Below are 16,330 nucleotides of genomic sequence, written 5' to 3'. Positions count from 1 at the left end.
ACCCCCCATTCGTCGCCGTACCCCTGGTTGCGCAGCAAGGTCCGGGCAGCTCGCTGCTGTGCTAGGCCGCGACCTCGTCCGTGAAGCCGCCCACAACTGGATCAACGACGCCCTCGCCGAGCTCCAGGTCACCATCCCCGACGACGAGACCTACCTCTCCCCGCGGCGCGCGCGAGCTGCTCGTCGTCCACATGTACGCCGCCTTCGTTGTGCTGCTTGACCGACTGGACCGTCAGGTGGAGGTCTTCGTCGGCGATCGGGGTGATCACGTCGGGGTACAGCTCGGCGATCTCGCGCAGTCGCCGGAAGTAGTCCAACACCTGCGGCTCACTCTGGGGAAGTCACAGCAGGTGGGGCTTGACCCAGTCTTCGTCGGGCCGTCCTCGCTGCCCCGCAGCCGGTTGGGGCCCATGAACTTGCGCAGTTCAACTCTCCCTGTCCTACCGGACGTTAGCTATAAGGGGGTGTCACGGCACAGTTACGGTGGCGATGACCAGGTAGTGGTCGGACAGCTGGGCCTTGGCGTCCTCGACCGTTTCGAAGGCGACCGGGGCCAGCCCATAGGTGTAGACGCGGTCCAGCCGCCGGGGCGCGTCGTCGTGCAGGAACGCTCCGGTCTGCAGCCGCTCCGGTGGCGGGAGCAGTTCGGCGGCCGCGTCGCGGAACCCGCCGACCTGGAGGACCTTGCTGGGGCGCCGGTCGAAGAGCGGGCGTCCCTCCTCGTCGAGGACAGGGTCGCCGGCCGCGTCGACCAGGGCCTGCGAGGCGAGCATGTAGTCGGGCAGCAGGCTGATGTCCGGCTCCAGGTCCGGCTCGGCGAGGTGCTCCCACCGTGCCCCGCAGGGGCGGCCGTGGACCGAATTGAAGTCGCCCGCCAGCACGGCCCGCCCAGGCCCGGCGGCCAGACGCGCCATGTGCTTGGCCTCGCTGTAGCGCACTTCGCCATTGGCGTGGTGGGCGTGCACGGCCATCACGTTGACGGCGCCGACTCCGTCGACGTCCAGGCGGTGCTGGGCGAACGTGCGGTGCGCGATGCGGGAGTAGTCGTTCGTGGAGCAGCGGCGGATGCGGCCCCGGCGCCACAGCAGCGCGGTATGCCGGTGGTCGGCGCGGCTACGGGCCGCGGCGCCTTCCATACCCAGGCCACGGGCGTAGCGTTCCAGGACGGGGCCGGTTCCCTCCCACGCTTTTGGGTCGGAGTTGTCCAGCCAGCCGGTGCCGCCGCATTCCTGGACGCTGAGGATGTCGAGGTCGTGGGCGGCGAGCATCTCGATCTGGCGCTCGGCGAGGTCGCCGTCCGCCTCGTGGATGTTGTAGGTGCCGATGCGGAGCGGATGCGAACTCACTTGATACCTCCGGGAAGCCGATCGCAGTCGAGGGTGAGGGAGACAGCGCAGTGGTCGCTGAAGCCCTGCGAGATGGGTTCGGTGTGGACGTCGTACGCCACGATGGCTTCGGCGAGGGCAGGGCTGAGCAGGAACAAGTCCTGGCGCCGCTCGACGTCGTCCTTGCCGAAGCCGCCGGTGGGACGGTCATCGCCGACGTGATGGGCGGCGTCGATGAACCCGGCGTTCTCCAGTACGGTCGCGGCCGTACGGTCAGCTACCAGCCGGCCGTGCTCGTCCCGCACGAGTTGGGTGTGGTGCAGATGCCGCGGCAGCGGACGCCAGTCCGGCTCGGGGTGCCCAAGGCCGAGCATGTTGGCGTCGCCGAGCACCAGAGACAGCCGCCCAGGCGCGGCCAGGGTCTGCAGCGGCTCCACTTCGGCGGCGCGGTGCGCCGGGGAGAAAGGGTCGAGGTGGACGTGCCGGATGCTCCACACGGCATCGCTGCCGTCGACGCGGGTGTTCGCCCAGCCCAGGACATGGTGGTACTTGTTCCGCTCGGCGCCCTGCCCGATCACGTCCCAGCGCGGGTTGGCCAGCAGGGCTGTATGGAATCGGTGGTCTGCGGTGGTGCTGTTCGCCTCGGCCAAGTAAGCCGAGGTCATGCCGAGTTGTCCGCGGGCCTGGTGGAGGCGCTGCTGGCCGAGCAGGTTCCAGAAGTTGCATTCCTGGAGTGCGTACAGGTCACCGTCGAGCGACCTGAGGAACCGTGCGGCAGCCTGCCAGCGGACGTCGGTGCCGAGACCGTCGTCTCGGCCGCCGAAGAGCGTGTTGTAGGAGACGATCCGCAGCTGGGTCATGCCGCCCTCCCGTTTCGGGCGCGGCGCCCGCGGACGCGACGCGGCCGAATCCCGGCCAGACGGCGGAGGGCTATAGCGTGGGCGATGGCGCGGGTGCAATGCACAGTTTCCCCTGCTGTTGATAGCGGTCCATTTCGGACAGGCGCGAGTACGGAGGTACTCGCGCGCGATGCTCGATCGCGTCGTAGAGATGGGCCGGAGCAGGGCGGTCCCCGGGCCGGGGATGAGGGCATGCTCATGAGCGCGCCGCGCGGAGCTCGCTGATCGGGCCTGGCACCGCGTGGGGGATGCCCCACCGTTCGTGCGCCCAGCGGGCGGCAAGTTCGGCCTGCTGATAGCCGGTCTCGCCCCAGCCCAAGAGCGCGGCCGCCTGATCGGGGGTGGCGAGCAGCCGCGCGAAGGTGCGGCCGGTGGCCGGATCCACCTCGGACGGTCCGACCTCCGTGACGGGGGCGGCCAGACGGAGGCGTGCGCACGGCCCGATCCCGCCGTAGACGTCACCGGTCGCGTCATAGACCCAGCCCAGCCGTACGATGTCGTCGCCGATCGTCACCTGGGCCTCCTCGATCGCCTCGCGCCGCAGCGTGTCCTCGGGCGTGGCATCCGTGGTCTCGACGGTGCCGCCCGGAAGGGTAGGGAGCCGGTTGCCGGGGTCGACGACGAGGACCACGCGGCCGTCTGGCGCGAACAGCCACCCCCACGCCTGCTTCACCGGCAGAACGTCCGGCACCGGTGCCGGATGCCAGGGCCACGTACGGCCGGCCCGCGGCCGGACGTACACGTCGTGGCGGTCCAGCGGCGGCGCCTCCCCGACGTGCTGGCCGCCCTCCAGGTGTGCGGTCGTGCCGGACAGGCGGGCCCGCAGCGCGGCGAGCATGATCTGCCCGTCGACCGGGATCATCCGCTCGCGTGCCTGTGTCGAGTCGACGAACTCGAATCCCAGGAGCTCATCAGCGGGTGCGCGCAGCGTCGCGATCTCCTGCTGGGTGAGGGTGCCGCCGTCCAGGATGTAGCGGACCTCACCGGGCATGGCCATCCCGGCACGGACGTCCGGGTGGCCCGGGGACAGCCAATGCACGGCAAGGAGCCGCCCAGGTCGCCGCGCCAGGCCGAGTTCTTCGTATACCTCCCTCGCGCAGGCATGCGCGGGGCTCTCCCCGCGCTCGGCAGCCCCGCCGGGCAGCAGCCACTGCTCACGGTAGGCGGGCTGGACCAGCAGGACACGGCCGAGCGGGTCGGTGAACAGCGCCGCAGCGCTCATCCAGACCGCGTGCCGGGACCGGGCGTACTCGGCGTCGGACATCCGCGGCTGACGGGGAAGGCCAGCGGGGCTCGTATCCAGCGAGGCGTCCATCAAGGGCTCCTTCTTGGCGGAGAACGTGGGGAAGGCCGCCGACGCGGCGCCGACGGGAGGGCGATCACCTGCCGTGCCATCTACCGGCGGGGCGTTGCTGCCACGGACGGGGCATGTTTTCACGAGCGTCTGGGGCGTTCCAGGCGAGGCACACGCCGTAGCTGCCGAGCACATTGATGGCGATGCCGGCTCATGGCCGGCCATGAGTGCGCCCATGCCGTGGACGAAGCGGCGGGCGGCGTCGACCCGCCACCCGTACGGCTGCCGGGCCGGCCGATCCGCCGCAGCGTGTCGGCACCCGCGTTGCGCCCACCGGGGATGCCGATGTTCTCCGGCAGGGCGACGGCGAGCGCACCGGGCGGCACGGCCTGCGGGACGCACCCGTTACCCACCACAACGATCCGCACCTCGACCTCTTCCTGGCCCAGCAGCGTCGTCTTCTGCGCCAGTGCTTCCGCCTCGGGGCGGTCGCCCATGGCCAGCAGGACTACATCCACTCGTGGCGTCACACTGCCCCCTGGACGGGCGAGGCGACGCTCAGGTCTTCACCGGCGGAGCAAGTACGGCCCGGCCACTGGAAGACGAGCCGCGCGGAGGGCTTGTCCAGCACGTCACCGATCGGCAACTGGTCGTCGGGCGCTCCGGCCGGGTGGACGCTCATGGGCGGGTATCCGGATTCGCGCACGTCCCGGTCCCAGCTCTGCACGCACGAGGCGAACCGCTCGGCCAGCTCGGCGCCAGCCGGGCCGTAGGCGTGGATGAAGAACTCGTAGCGGCGGTCGGCGGGCGCCGGACCGTCCTTGATCTGGCCGTGCGTGAGGTAGGCGAGAGAGCCGTCCATCAGCATCGCGGCCGCGTCCTGCTGCGCTACGAGCTTGGACCCTTCCGGGGCGGCCAGCCGGCAGAAACCGGGCAGGGTGGTCGCGGCGTAGACCTGCAACGTCTCGAAGTTGAACATGCCGGGGACGACGAGATTGGTGCTGATCTCGTGCCGGGGGCCGCGCAGCGCCTCCTCAAGCCCGGTGGTGTCGCCGCTGGCACCGTCCTCCCACCGCACGGTGACTTCCCCGTCGGCCAGGCGGACGGCCGGAGCGGTGCGGCCGGCGGCACCGCGGTCCCGCACGAAACCGCAGTACGTCCAGTGCTCGGCGTGCAGCACGTCACCGCGGCGGACCAGGGTGATCGAGCGCGTGTAGCCGCCCAGCTCCAGCGGGACGACCAGTCGTGCCCCTTGGGTGAGTTGGTCCCGCCAGGCCGAGGCGATGTCCACCGCGTTGTGCGTGATCACCACGCCGTCGAACCCGCCGGACGGAACATGACCGGGTGCGCCAAGGCCGCCGTCGCCGAGGACGGCGGTCACCCTTCCGCTGCCGGCCTCCGCGCACAGCCGCTGCGTGCGGTGCACCACGAACCGGTCGACGTCCACGGTGATGACCTGGCCGCGGTCCCCGAGGACGTGCGCGAGGAGTTCCGCGTTGTACCCGCCCGACCCGACTTCCAGTACGGTCATCCCCGGCTCCAGCCGGAGTTGCTCGACCATGTCGGCCTGAAGCCAGGCCGCGGAGACGGAGCTGAGTGCGGTCTGGAGTGACTCCCGGACGGTTACCACGGCGAGGTCGTCGTGGTAGGCCGTTTCCAGCGAAGCCTCGGGGACGAACCGGTGCCGGGGGACCTCGCGCAGGGCGGCCTGAACCCGCGGGGAGGGCGCCCAGCCCTTGCCGATCACGATGTCCGCCATCCGCTCGCGCAGCCGGGCGGCCTCGGCAGGTTCCCCGGATACCGGCGGGACTGCGGTGGAGCACGCGTAGGAGTGGACGGGCGGCAGCCCTGGCAGCACCCCGGGCCACACGGCGGTGAGGGCCTGGGTGCTGGGCGTGAAGATCTTCCCGAGGGTGGCCAGGGTGTGCAGGTCGTGCCACTCCCAGCGCACGAAGCGGTGAGGCTCGGGCAGACCGACTTCACCGTCCCAGCTGGTGACGCGGACCACGGCGGTGACGCGACGCACGTCAAGACGGTCGTCGTGGAGCACGGTGATGACGTGAGCGTCCTCCACGCGCGCCGCCAGTCCGGTCTCTTCCGCCAACTCCCGCACAGCGGCCGCCGGCGCGGCTTCGCCCGTCTCGATGCGGCCTGCGGGCAGCTCCCACATGCCGCGGGTCGAGCGGCCCAGCAGGACCCGGCCGGACGCGTCGGTGACCACCACCGCGGCACCGAAGACGGCCTGCGGCTCGGGCCGCCCCTTCTCCTCCGCGCTGAACAATGCGGCCGTCCCGCGCAAGGCCAGCACCGCCAGGCCCTGCGCGTCGAACCGGTCGACGTGCTCGAACCCGTCGGTGAGCGCGGCGAGTTCGCTCTCGTCCAGCGCGATGTGGCGTCGCTCCTTCGCGGTGTGCTCCACGACCGGCGTGATGATGACGAGCACCCCGCCCTCGCGCAGCCGCGCGGCCAGACGGCGCAGGGCACGGGCGCGATCGCGGATGAAAGCGATGGACAGCCGCAGCACGACCAGGTCGTAACCGTCCTCGGCGAGGTCGGCCAGGCCGTCGTGCTCCACGTCCAGACACAGCCAGCGCACCCCCTCCGCTCCGGCGTGCTCCGCGCGGGCCCGCTCCAGCGCGCCCACGGCGAAGTCCACGGCGTCGACGGCGTACCCGAGGGAAGCGAGGTGGACGGCCATCTCGCCGGTTCCGCAGCCGACGTCGAGCGCGCGCCCGCCCTCGGGCGCCGGGGCGTGCTCGATGAGCAGGCCCTTCTCCTCGTCCCCGAGCTGCCGGAAGCTCTGCCCGCTGCTGTAGTGCTCGGACCAGTCGGTCCGGTTGATTCCCACAGATCGCTCCTCGTTCGTGAAAGGCGGGGTGGTCGGTGTCAAGGGGCTTCGTGATGAGAGGTTGTGGGCGTTCACGTGCGCGCCTCGTGCTTCTCGTCGTCTTGGTCGGAGGTGACCTGGTAGGACAGCAACTGCTGGAAGATTCCGGGTTGTTGTGAGAGCTGCTGGTAGGTGCCCTCCTGGACGATCCGGCCCTCGTCGAGAACGACGATCCGGTCGGCCACGGCCACGTTGGTGATGCGGTGGGTCACCAGGAGCACTATGCGGTTCTGGGCCAGACCACGAAGTCGTTGGAAGATCCGGAATTCGGCTCGTGGGTCAAGGTTCGCGGTCGGCTCGTCGAGAACCAGAAGGCCCGCTTGCCGAAAGAACGCCCGCCCGAGCGCGATGCGCTGCCACTGTCCGCCGCTCAGCTCCTCCCCGTTGAGCCACTCGCGGGCGAGGAGGGTGTCCAGTCCGGCGCCGAGCTTGTCGACGACCTCGTCGGCGTCCGCGGCTTCGCACGCCTCGTGTACGGCCGCGTCGCCGCGCGGCGAGGGCTGCCCGAGAGTGATGTTCTCGCGCACCGTCAGGGGCCAGCGCGCGTACTCCTGCGGCACCAGGGCCACTTGCTTCCACAAGGCCAGCGGTTCGGCGTCAGCGGTCGCGGCGCCGTCCCACAGCACCTTTCCAGTTGTGGGGAGGTATAGGCCGCTCACCAATTTCGACAGCGTCGACTTTCCCGATCCGTTGAACCCGACCAGGGCGGTGACCTCTCCCCGGCGCAGGGTGAGGGAGACGTCGGACAGCGCATCCCGGTCCTTGCCCGCGTAGCGATGAGAGACGGACCTGAGCTCGATCGTCTTCGGCGGTTCGGGACGGCGCGTACCCCGGCGCATGCGAAAGCCGCCGGCTTTGTCGAGGAAGTTGCTCCAGTCGTCCATGTACAAGCCGGTGCGTACGGCGCGTGCGCCGATGGCCATCAGTCCGCGGACGGACTGGCCCGCCGTCTGCAAGGCGAAGACCGCCGTGCCGGCGTGCCCGACGCTGATGCGGCCGGTGGCCAGCAGCCACACGACAGCGGCCCACACGAGCGCGGATCCCATGCCTCCGCACAAGGCGCCGACCAGGGACATGCGTGCACTCTGGTCGGCGGCCGCCCGGTCCTCGCGGTTGATGCGGGCCACCGTCTGCCGGTACCGGTCCGAGAGGAATCCGGCCATGGTGCCGGCCCTGATCTGGTCGGCGGCGTCCCTGGTGTAGATGTGCCAGCGCAGCACCGACAGCATCCGGTTGTCGCCGTTGCTGCGGAGATTCGCCAGGTAGCGCACGCGGGCGGCGCTGACCTGGGCCAACGCCTGGGGAAGGCTGGCTGCGAAGAGAAGAGGGAGGAGGACCCAGTGGACGCCGGCCAACACGATCGCGCCGGCGAGGAAGGAGGCTCCGGAGGCGATCAGGTCCTGGCCTTCGTTGATCAGGTCTCCAGTGACCTGCGCACCGCGGTCGGCGGCCTCGCGGTCACGGTTGAAGTCGGGCTCGTCGTAGGCGCACAGCTCGACCTCGGCGCAGCCGGTGAGCAGCAGCTGCTCGGCTTCGCGCGACATCAGCGGGCCGAGCCGGGAGGACAGCCAGGTCACGGTGATCCCCAGCAGGGCGCGTACGCCGGCCGCGGCCGCCAGCAGCGCAACCGACGGCCACGCTTGCAGAAGCCGGTCGTAAACGTCGCCGCTGGCCAGCAAGGCGCTCAGGGTGCCGCTCACGGCGATCAGGCCGAGGGCCTGCATCACGCCGGTGGCGGCCTGGCACAGCAGCAGGCCGACGGTGGCCTTGCGGTCGACCCGCCAGGCCAGAGCGAGTGATCGCCGCACCAGCTGCGGCAGGCGCCGGGCCATGTCGCGCATCCGGATCGAGCGTCCGGCCGCTTCACGGCTGCCGGTCAGGTCGACGTACCGCATCTGCGGTGCGCTGTCGGGGTTCGTTGCGTCCGCGGTGTCCGGTTGGGGCTGGGCTCCTGCGGGCTCGGGTGACGTCGCCCGCGGGGCGGTGCGCGGCCCGGGGACGCTGTCGGCTGATGCATCGGTGGGCTCGCTCATGCCGCCCACCCTGTATCCGGTCGCGCTGAGCTGCGGTTGCCGTCAACGCCGTGCGCGGCCAGGGCGGGCCGCTGTTCGATTCCGGGGGACGGGTGCGTGGGAGCGGGGGTGGGATGCATGGCGTCCTCCGTCTGGGCGTCGGCTTGGCACTGGTGCTCTAGAAACGCGCGGGATCTGGTCCCGTCACGGCCCGGAACCGGGCATTCTCTGAACACGAGTTCTCATGCCGGATGTTGGATGCGCAGGCTCTGGGCGGTGCTCTCTCAAACTCGTTCGATCAGGCCGTGTCACTCCCGCGGGGGATTGCGTACGACGGGAACCCGGCCGGGCAGGTGAGGGCAACCCGGTGCGCGGGGGCACCGCCGGAGACGCGCAGTGGCGCTCTTGAGTCCTACTGGGTCAGGGACGCGGTTCGGATGCCGGGCGGGGGTGCCGCGCGCGGCGCGGAAGACGCCGTGACTCCTCGTCGAAGGAGGCGCCGGACTGCTCCCGGCGCCTCTGGGAGCCGGGGATCACCACAGGCGAAGGGCTTCCAGGAGGGCCGGCGCCCTGGGCAGCGAAGGCGTGGGCAGACCGGCGAGGAGGTCCTCGGGCAGATCCGCCTTCGTATCCAGCTTGATCATCTCGCGCCACTGCTGGACCTGCGGCCACTGCTCGTGCCAGGCCGGGCGGAGTTCATCGGCGGGGATGTGCTCCAGGCGCCTTCCGCCGGCCAGGAGTCGCGCGGCCGTTTTCGGGCCAACGCCGCGCAGGCCCGCGATGTTGTCGGCGGGATCGCCGGTCAGGGCACGGTAGTCCGCCCATTGCTCGGCCTGAACGCCGTAGCGGGGGGCGATGTGGGCGCCGGTGGTGTACCGCCGCTCCAGGGCCAGGCCGGTATTGAGCAGCCGGACGCCGGTGTCGGCCAGGAGCTGGATGTAGTCCTTGTCAGTGCTCATCACCTCGACCGGGCGCTCGCCGGCACGGGCCTGGGCGGTGAGGGTGGCGATGACGTCGTCGGCCTCGCAGCCGTCCTGCTCGATCCACCGCACACCGCAGTGATCGAGGGCCGCCTTGACCAGGGGGAGGGACTCGATCATTCCGAGATCAGGTGCGGCGCGCTGGGCCTTGTACTGGCCGTCGAGTTCGGCGCGGGCCTGGGAGCCGTCTTCGGCATCGAAGACGACGAAGACCTCGGATCTGGAAGCGTGCTGCTCCTGCGCCTTGCGCAGGAGGGCGGCGAAGCCGAAGACGCCGGTGCGATCGATGCTCTTGTCGTGGTTCCAGATCCGGGCGGCGAACCCGAACCAGGCCCGGTGCAGGAGGTTGTGGCCGTCGACCAGAAGCAGGGGAACGGTCATGGCGCGGCCTCCAGGGAATGGTGCGTGCTGGTAGGAGCCTGTGACCGCGGCAGACGGGCATCCGTGTCCGGATGGTCAATGAGTGTAGTCACCGGACCCGGGCGAGGGAGCCAGAATCCGGCCAGCAGCGCGCCGAGGTGTCGGGCCGCGTCCCGCTCGGCGACGACCTTGCGGTGCGCGGCGGCGCGCAGGGCGGCGCGCTGGTCGGGGGCGAGCCGCAGGGCGCGTTGCAGGCCGGCGGTCAGTGCGTCGGGGGCGGCGGGGTCGTAGAGGAGTCCGTTGTGTCCGTTGGTGATCTGCTCCGGGAATCCGTCGATGGCGGGCGCCAGGATGACCGCGCCGCTGTGCTGGGCCCACAGCGCTGTCTCGAAGACGATGTTCGCGAGCGTCTCGCCGCGGCTGGGGACGGCGATCGCCCGGGTGGCCGGCAGAGCGGCGAGGGCACGGGGCAGGGCGCGGTCGTACCGTCCGATGACGGTGGCGTCGAGCCCGAGGTCGGTGCACCGTCGGCGGTAGACGGCCAGCAGCTTGGCCCGGTCGTCGTCGGTGGGAACGGCGATCATGGCTAGGTGGGCCTGGTCTCGCAGCGGGGCGAACGCCTCGATGAGGAGGTCCAGTCCCTTGGTGTGGTCGGTGCGGCCGATGGCGGCGACGACCGGCCGGTGGGCCGGGATGTCGTAGCCGCGCACGACCTGTTCCGCTTCGGCGGTGGTGGGCGGCGTGAGGTCCGTCGAGGCCAGGTGGAGCCCGGAGGGCCACGGCCGCAGCCGTGCGGGGTCAAGGCCGTACTCGGTGTGGAGATGCGTGGTGAGGAAGGTGCCGATGTCGGCCACCCAACCGCGGCGGCTCCGGTTGGCGGCGGCGATGGCCTGCCTCTCCCAGGCGAGGCGGCCGGGGTCGGGATGCGGCCGCTCGGTGATCCGCGCGGTGGAGAACAAGGCGATCAGGGTGTCGACGTTGTCGTGCTCGTCGGCGTGGTGGGCGAGCCCGGCGAAGGGGGTGTCCACGCCGATCACGACGACCTCGTCGGCCAAATCCGCGGCGGCGCGGGCTGCTTGGGCGGACAGTGCGCGCCAGGTCTTGGGCCGCCACAGGGGCTGGGCTGTGTCCCAGGGCAGGGCGATGATCCGGCCGCCGAGCCGTTCGACGACCTGCCGAGCGTAGGCCAGGTCGGCCGGGTTGTAGCCCCAGATGGCCGGGCCCGGGTCGGGTACGGCGAGATACGGAACGAAGGCGCCGGCCTGCGCGGTGATCTCGTCGTGGTGCTGTTCAAGGACGCCCAGCAGTGTTTTGGTCTGGCGGCCGATGCCGTTGGTGTTGTTGGCGATGCCGTTCACGGCGCAGTACAGCAGCGCGCGGCTGGCGGGCACGAGTTTCTCCTTCTCGGGTGGGATCATCCGGCGGCGTAGAGGTCTTCAGCGTTGGGCCGCCAGATCTTCGACTTCACGGAAGCGGGCTTCATCCCGTACGCGTGCAGCAAGGCGACCAGGTGCTGGTAGGCGCGTTCCGCCTCGGGGATAGCGGAGCAGAAGAGGGTGTAGTTGTCCGTCATGCGCACCGCCGTGTGACCGGCCAGCTTGAGGTCGACGGGGGTCATGCGCAAGTTGGTGAGCATGGGGGACAGGCCGCTGCCGGGAGCCAGCGGGTCCGGCAGCGCGGTCAGGACGCGGCGCAGCAGCGCCAGCAGGCTGCCGTCGTGGACGAACCGGGCCACGGAGGTGATCGCGTCTTCCAGCGCGACGCCGGTGGAAGCGGCGGCGACGTCGACGTCGACGACCCAGCTCCGTCCGCTGCGCAGGTGCCGGTCGGCGGCGGCCACGGCCAGCGGGCGTCCGGCCCGGGGCCGCCAGCCGTACATCCACGGCGGGTAGGCATCGCGTTGAAGGACGGCTTCGACAGCGTTGCGCAGCGCGCGGTGGACGATGCGGTCGGTCACGGTCGGAATGGCGATGGTGTGCCGTTTGCCCCAGGCGTCGAACTGCTCGATCCGTGGCGTCCCCGTCCGCCAGCTGCCCTCGGACAGGGCGGCGGACAGGGCGGTGATGCGGGCGGGCATGTCCTGACGGAAGGCCCGCCAGGACATGCCGTCGGCGCCCGGAGCACCGGATCGACCCATGCACTGCCGGGCCGCCCGCTTCAGGGCCCGCTCGCCGGTCACCTGCCCCATCAGCGAGTGCGCGGCCGGCCCGCTCACCGCCGGACCCCGGCGGTCGCATCGAGGAACGCGCGCGCCACCGCGGCCGGGTGATGCGCGCTGACACGCCGGGGGCCTTCCTGGGACGCCGCGTGGTAGCCGACGCGATCCTCCAGGAAGCTGGCCAGGCCACGCCACAGCCGGTCAGCGCCTTCGGCCAGGTCGGCCATCCGCCCGGCCTCACCGACGAGGTCGGGGAGATTACCGAGCCCGTACCCGACGACGGGCGTGCCCACGGACAGCGCCTCGGCAGCCACGTTGCCGAACGTCTCCGGGCTGGTCGAGCCGACCACGGCGACCGCGGCGCCGGCGAGGAAGGCGGGCACCTCCTGCCAGGGCATGCCGGGCAGGATGCGGACCTGCGGCAGTTCTTCGGCGAGAGCCTGGCACTCGCTGACCACGTCCTGCTGCATGCCGGGCCAGTACTCGAAGCCGGCCTCAGCGAGGACGATCTCCACCGGACGGCCGAGATCCTCGGGGAACGCGCGCAGCAGTTCCGCGATGCCCTTGTGCGGTTCGGCACGGGCCACGATCCGTACCGAACCGCTCCTGCGCAGTTCCTCCCGGGCGGCCGGCGACGGTGCGGGCACCTCGTGCAGCAGCGCGTTGGGCACCACGGCCCACGAGGCAGTGTCGATGCCCTGCCTCGCCAGCTCCCGGATCATGAACGGGCTGACCGTCACCACCCGGCCGGGCCGGTGCCGCAGGCTCTCGTGCAGGGGCGCGTCGGTGCGCGGCACGTGGACCATCAGCGCGGTGGCGGTGCCGGCGGGCGCCGGACTGAGGTAGCCCAGCCCCCATGCGGCGTCCACCCAGCACACCAGGTCCACGCGGCGGTCGGCGAGGAGGCCACGGACTTCCCTCTCCACGGGAGCCGGGTCGGTGAGCAGGCGGGTGAGGTCCTCCTCCACGGCGGGACGCGGCAGGGCCAGGGACGACAGCCGTATCAGGTGGGCGGGGTCACCCGCGGTGGCGGGGCCGGCGGCCACGATGAGCGGCTGGTGCCCGAGGTCGCGCAGTCCTTCCGCGAGCGCCGCGACGCTGCGTTCGATGCCCGCGGGCTCGTCAGGGTTGTGGGTCAACAGGACGAAGGCGATGTTCACGCGTCTGCTCCATTCGTCGGTGGGATGCGGCGTACGGGCCGGATCCCGATGCCGGGGGAGGACAAGTGGCCGGGGACGTCGTTGGCGTGCGCGCAGGAGGCGTACTGGACCAGGGATTGGTACGACCCGCCGCGCAGGAGGGCGACGCGGTCGCGGCGCCAGGGGGCGGTGGTCCACTCCCACACATTGCCACCCACGTCCCACAGGCCCTCGGGCGTGCGGCCGGCGGGGTGGGCGGCGACTGGCGTGGGGCAACCGGGGCCAAGACCGCGGAGGTTGGCTGATCCGGCCGCGGGCGCCTCGTCGCCCCATGGAAAGCGGCGCCTGCCGCGGCCGGCCATCCACTCCCATTCCGCCGAGGTCGGCACCTGCCCGCCCAGGAGGGCCGCGAGCTGCGCCGCCTGGATGAGGGGCAGGCCGGTCACGGGAAGACCGTCCTGAGCCAGCGGGGCCGCCGCCCACCACACATCCGGCACGTCCTGGGCGGGATGCCACTCGCCCGCCGGGACACGGCCCCCGGATATGCGAATCCACTGCACCGCATCAAGGCCGGCGGCTACCGTGGAGACGTCCCGGGCAGCAGGCACGCTCCCGGCCGGCGGAACTGGCCCGCTTACCAGCACACGCGGACTTGCCGGCCCCGAAAGACGGCCCTGCTCGGGCACCCTCACCACACCCCTTGAGCGCCGCCGGACCCGGCGACGTGGTCGAGTCGTTGGCGGTAGTGGAGCCACCGCTCGGCCGCGTCCGCCAGCCGCACCGCCCACGGAAACGGCGCTTTCTGTGCGGTCCTGGCCCACGAGCGGGCGTTCACCGCCGCGTGCACGGCGATGCCCGAAGCGGGCGCGGCGTGCCAGGCCGGCAGCCGCCGCGCCCACCGGTCAGCGGTCTCGGGCGTGTGGCCGGCGTCCAGCAGGCGCACGATCAGCCCGGCCACATCAACCCACGCGGCCCCGACGGCCGGGGAGGCCCAGTCCACGACCTGCGCCCTGGTTCCCACCCGGATGTTGTCGGGGTTGAGGTCCAAGTGCAGCAGATCCCGGCCCGCGAGCTGCTCCAGGTCCTCCGACTCGGCGTCCTTGGCGAAATGCTCCTGGACAGTGGGCAAGGCAAGATCCGGGAGCGGAAGCCGGCCCAAGATGCTCACGACGTCGGAGACCAGGTTTAGATCCGGCGAGTCGGGACCGAGGTCCGCGGACCGGCCGGGCACGAACTCGAAGACCAGCACGTCCCATCCGCTGCTCTCGACGCGGAACAGCAGGCAAGGTGAGACGGGCGTGACGTGCGGGTTGATCGCTGCCTCGGTGTGCTGCGCCGCCCAGGGGTGGCCGTGCTCGGCGGCCTTGGCGAACACGGTCCCGGACGGGGTGTGCAGGGCGCAGGCCACGGTGGAGTTCATACCCGCGGCGGCATTGGCCGAGCCGCTGACGGCCCCGACCCGCGCCTCGACCGCCGCGCGAACGGCGCAGGGGAGACCTTCCCAGCTGAGCCTCGTCAAGGTCACCGCCCGCCGCGGGCGCTCGGTCGTCGTCCAAGGAGGAGGTGGGCCTGACTGATCTCTTCGAACCTCTCGGACGGCTCCCACGCTCGCAGGGTCGCGCGCAGGTCCGCCTCGAACGCTCCACGGCGTTCGCCCAGGACCGGGATGGACGTCTGAGCCTGCGAGAACTGCCAGTTGACGAGCTGGTCCAGGGTGACGTTCAGCGTGTAGTCCGTGGTCATCTTCGTCAGGTGCGAGAACGCGGAGTTGCGGAATACGTCCTCCTGGGTTCCCACCTCGTCGCGGCTGACTTCCCCGGTGGGGCCCGCGGTCAACGTCGGGCCGAGGTGACGTGCCCGGACCCGGTTCAGAAACGGATCCCATGACGGCTTGGGATGACCGGGCCAGCGATGGGACAGCAGAGCGACGGCCCCGTCGGGCACCACCCGCTGGTCCAGGGCGGCCAGAGCATCCGAGCGGGGGATCATCCAGTGGAAGGCATCACCGATGGTCACCAGACCGACATCGTCGAAGTCCGGCAGCCCGTACGAACTGCCCTCCTGCCAGTCCACGTTCGTGACGCCGCGCTCGGCGGCGCTGCGCCGTGCCTCATCGAGCATCTCCGAGGACGGGTCGACGGCCACCACGTCGCCCCCTCGCTCGGCCAGGGCGATGGCCACAGCGCCGGTACCGGTGGCCAGGTCGAGGACGCGCCGGCCGGGAAAGGCCGAGGCGAACTGCACGCAGACGTCGATCAGTTCCGCCGGATAGACGGGGCGGAAGTCCGCGTAGTAGCGGGCGGTCCCGGTGAAGACGTCGCCGGGGGCGCGGTAGGGGGCGGAGCCGGCTGCGACTCGCTCGTGCTGCATGAACTCTCCTCGCTGTGTGATCGCCGGGGGCATCGACGGGACGCCCGCGGCGAGGGGGTGACGGGCTACTGCTGGTGGGGCACGAACCGCTGGAGCTGGGCGACGGTGAGGGCCGGGGCGGTCGCGTGGATCGTGGTCATCCCGAGCTTTTCGGCAGGCACGAGGTTCGCCGGGTTGTCGTCGACGAAGATGCACTCGGGTCCCGAGAGTCCGAGCAAGTCCAGGGTCAGTTGGTAGATCTCCGGCTCCGGTTTGCGCAGGCGGTGCTGCTCGGAGAAGACGACGATGTCGTGACAGGCGTCCAGCGACCACGGCTCGTAGGGGTCGTGCGGGGTCAGGCCCATGGAGTTGGACAGGATCGCCGTGCGCAGTCCCGCGGCCCGGATCGCCGTGGCGGCGGCGACCACGGTCTCCTCAGGGCGGAGGGTGGCCAGGGCCCGGCCCATGAGGTTCGTGCCGTCGATGCCGAGCAGCGCGGCGATTCCGGTGTTCCACTCCTCCTGGGAGATTTCGCCGCGTTCGAGCTGCGCGTAGAGCTGCCGACCGGTGGGGTGGACGGCGACGGCATGGCGGTAGGCGTCGTCCGGCAGGCCGACCTCGCGAGCGAAGCAGCGAGCGGTGTCGTCCATCGGCGTGGTGAGGACACCGCCGAAGTCGAAGATCACCGCAGCGTAGCGGGGGATGCCGCTGGGTGCGGGCATCTCCGGTCTGTCGAGGGGGGATCGGGTCACGCGGAGCTCCTGGTCGTGTGGAGGGGACGTTCGAAGATCACGCGGTCGTCGGCGTCGAGAGCGATCACGCGGCGGGGGAGGTCTCCGGCAGGCTGTGGCCACAGCAGGGCGAGACCACCTGCGGTGCGCAGTTCGAGGCCCGGGTGTTCCGGGAACAGCACGGAGGAGGGAGGGG

At 71.3% G+C, this 16,330-nt stretch carries 15 protein-coding genes; all 15 read right to left on the bottom strand.

All coding sequences use genetic code 11. From position 1 onward, the window contains the following. Positions 1-128: 128 nt before the first annotated feature. Positions 129-320 (bottom strand): hypothetical protein, encoded by a 192-nt coding sequence (locus tag ACLJWH_RS08095; RefSeq protein ID WP_411140914.1) that lies wholly within the window; start codon positions 318-320, stop codon positions 129-131. A 147-nt stretch (positions 321-467) separates the two neighbouring features. Continuing rightward, complete coding sequence (locus tag ACLJWH_RS08090) at positions 468-1,346, bottom strand: endonuclease/exonuclease/phosphatase family protein (RefSeq protein WP_411140913.1); 879 nt, start codon at positions 1,344-1,346, stop codon at positions 468-470. Further along, positions 1,343-2,185, bottom strand: coding sequence for a hypothetical protein (locus ACLJWH_RS08085; protein ID WP_411140912.1), 843 nt, complete (start codon positions 2,183-2,185; stop codon positions 1,343-1,345). Before ACLJWH_RS08085 ends, ACLJWH_RS08090 begins: the two co-directional genes overlap by 4 nt. A 235-nt stretch (positions 2,186-2,420) precedes the next feature. Next, positions 2,421-3,539, bottom strand: coding sequence for an NUDIX hydrolase (locus ACLJWH_RS08080; RefSeq protein ID WP_411140911.1), 1,119 nt, complete (start codon positions 3,537-3,539; stop codon positions 2,421-2,423). 119 nt (positions 3,540-3,658) lie between these two features. After that, positions 3,659-4,048, bottom strand: a complete 390-nt coding sequence (locus tag ACLJWH_RS08075; RefSeq protein ID WP_411140910.1) for a hypothetical protein — start codon at positions 4,046-4,048, stop codon at positions 3,659-3,661. After that, on the bottom strand, positions 4,045-6,366 hold the full coding sequence (fxlM, locus tag ACLJWH_RS08070) for a methyltransferase, FxLD system (RefSeq protein ID WP_411140909.1): 2,322 nt from the start codon (positions 6,364-6,366) through the stop codon (positions 4,045-4,047). The genes ACLJWH_RS08075 and fxlM overlap by 4 nt, the downstream gene beginning before the upstream one ends. 71 nt (positions 6,367-6,437) lie before the next feature. After that, positions 6,438-8,300: an ABC transporter ATP-binding protein gene (locus ACLJWH_RS08065; protein ID WP_411141339.1), complete on the bottom strand. Its 1,863-nt coding sequence runs from the start codon at positions 8,298-8,300 to the stop codon at positions 6,438-6,440. Between the two features lie 650 nt (positions 8,301-8,950). After that, on the bottom strand, positions 8,951-9,778 hold the full coding sequence (locus ACLJWH_RS08060; RefSeq protein WP_411140908.1) for a 5'-3' exonuclease H3TH domain-containing protein: 828 nt from the start codon (positions 9,776-9,778) through the stop codon (positions 8,951-8,953). Further along, on the bottom strand, positions 9,775-11,148 hold the full coding sequence (locus tag ACLJWH_RS08055) for a glycosyltransferase family 4 protein (RefSeq protein WP_411140907.1): 1,374 nt from the start codon (positions 11,146-11,148) through the stop codon (positions 9,775-9,777). Before ACLJWH_RS08055 ends, ACLJWH_RS08060 begins: the two co-directional genes overlap by 4 nt. A gap of 23 nt (positions 11,149-11,171) precedes the next feature. Continuing rightward, the gene (locus ACLJWH_RS08050; RefSeq protein ID WP_411140906.1) at positions 11,172-11,972 is read right to left on the bottom strand and encodes a reverse transcriptase domain-containing protein; all 801 of its coding nucleotides are present in this window, start codon (positions 11,970-11,972) and stop codon (positions 11,172-11,174) included. Next, entirely contained in the window at positions 11,969-13,075 is a 1,107-nt protein-coding gene (locus ACLJWH_RS08045; RefSeq protein ID WP_411140905.1) for a glycosyltransferase family 4 protein, read from the bottom strand. Before ACLJWH_RS08045 ends, ACLJWH_RS08050 begins: the two co-directional genes overlap by 4 nt. Beyond that, on the bottom strand, positions 13,072-13,542 hold the full coding sequence (locus ACLJWH_RS08040; protein ID WP_411141338.1) for a formylglycine-generating enzyme family protein: 471 nt from the start codon (positions 13,540-13,542) through the stop codon (positions 13,072-13,074). Before ACLJWH_RS08040 ends, ACLJWH_RS08045 begins: the two co-directional genes overlap by 4 nt. A gap of 200 nt (positions 13,543-13,742) precedes the next feature. Next, a complete protein-coding gene (locus ACLJWH_RS08035; RefSeq protein WP_411140904.1) occupies positions 13,743-14,474 on the bottom strand; it encodes an aminoglycoside phosphotransferase in 732 nt (243 codons plus the stop codon). A gap of 101 nt (positions 14,475-14,575) precedes the next feature. After that, positions 14,576-15,424, bottom strand: coding sequence for a class I SAM-dependent methyltransferase (locus ACLJWH_RS08030; protein ID WP_411140903.1), 849 nt, complete (start codon positions 15,422-15,424; stop codon positions 14,576-14,578). A gap of 65 nt (positions 15,425-15,489) precedes the next feature. Further along, a complete protein-coding gene (locus ACLJWH_RS08025; RefSeq protein WP_411140902.1) occupies positions 15,490-16,155 on the bottom strand; it encodes an HAD family hydrolase in 666 nt (221 codons plus the stop codon). Positions 16,156-16,330 lie beyond the last annotated feature (175 nt).

This window comes from Streptomyces sp. x-80, from assembly GCF_046549095.1.
In the GTDB taxonomy this organism is placed as follows: Bacteria; Actinomycetota; Actinomycetes; order Streptomycetales; family Streptomycetaceae; genus Streptomyces; species Streptomyces celluloflavus.
Note: the sequence above shows the minus strand (reverse complement) of the source record. Positions and strands in the feature narration are given on the sequence as shown.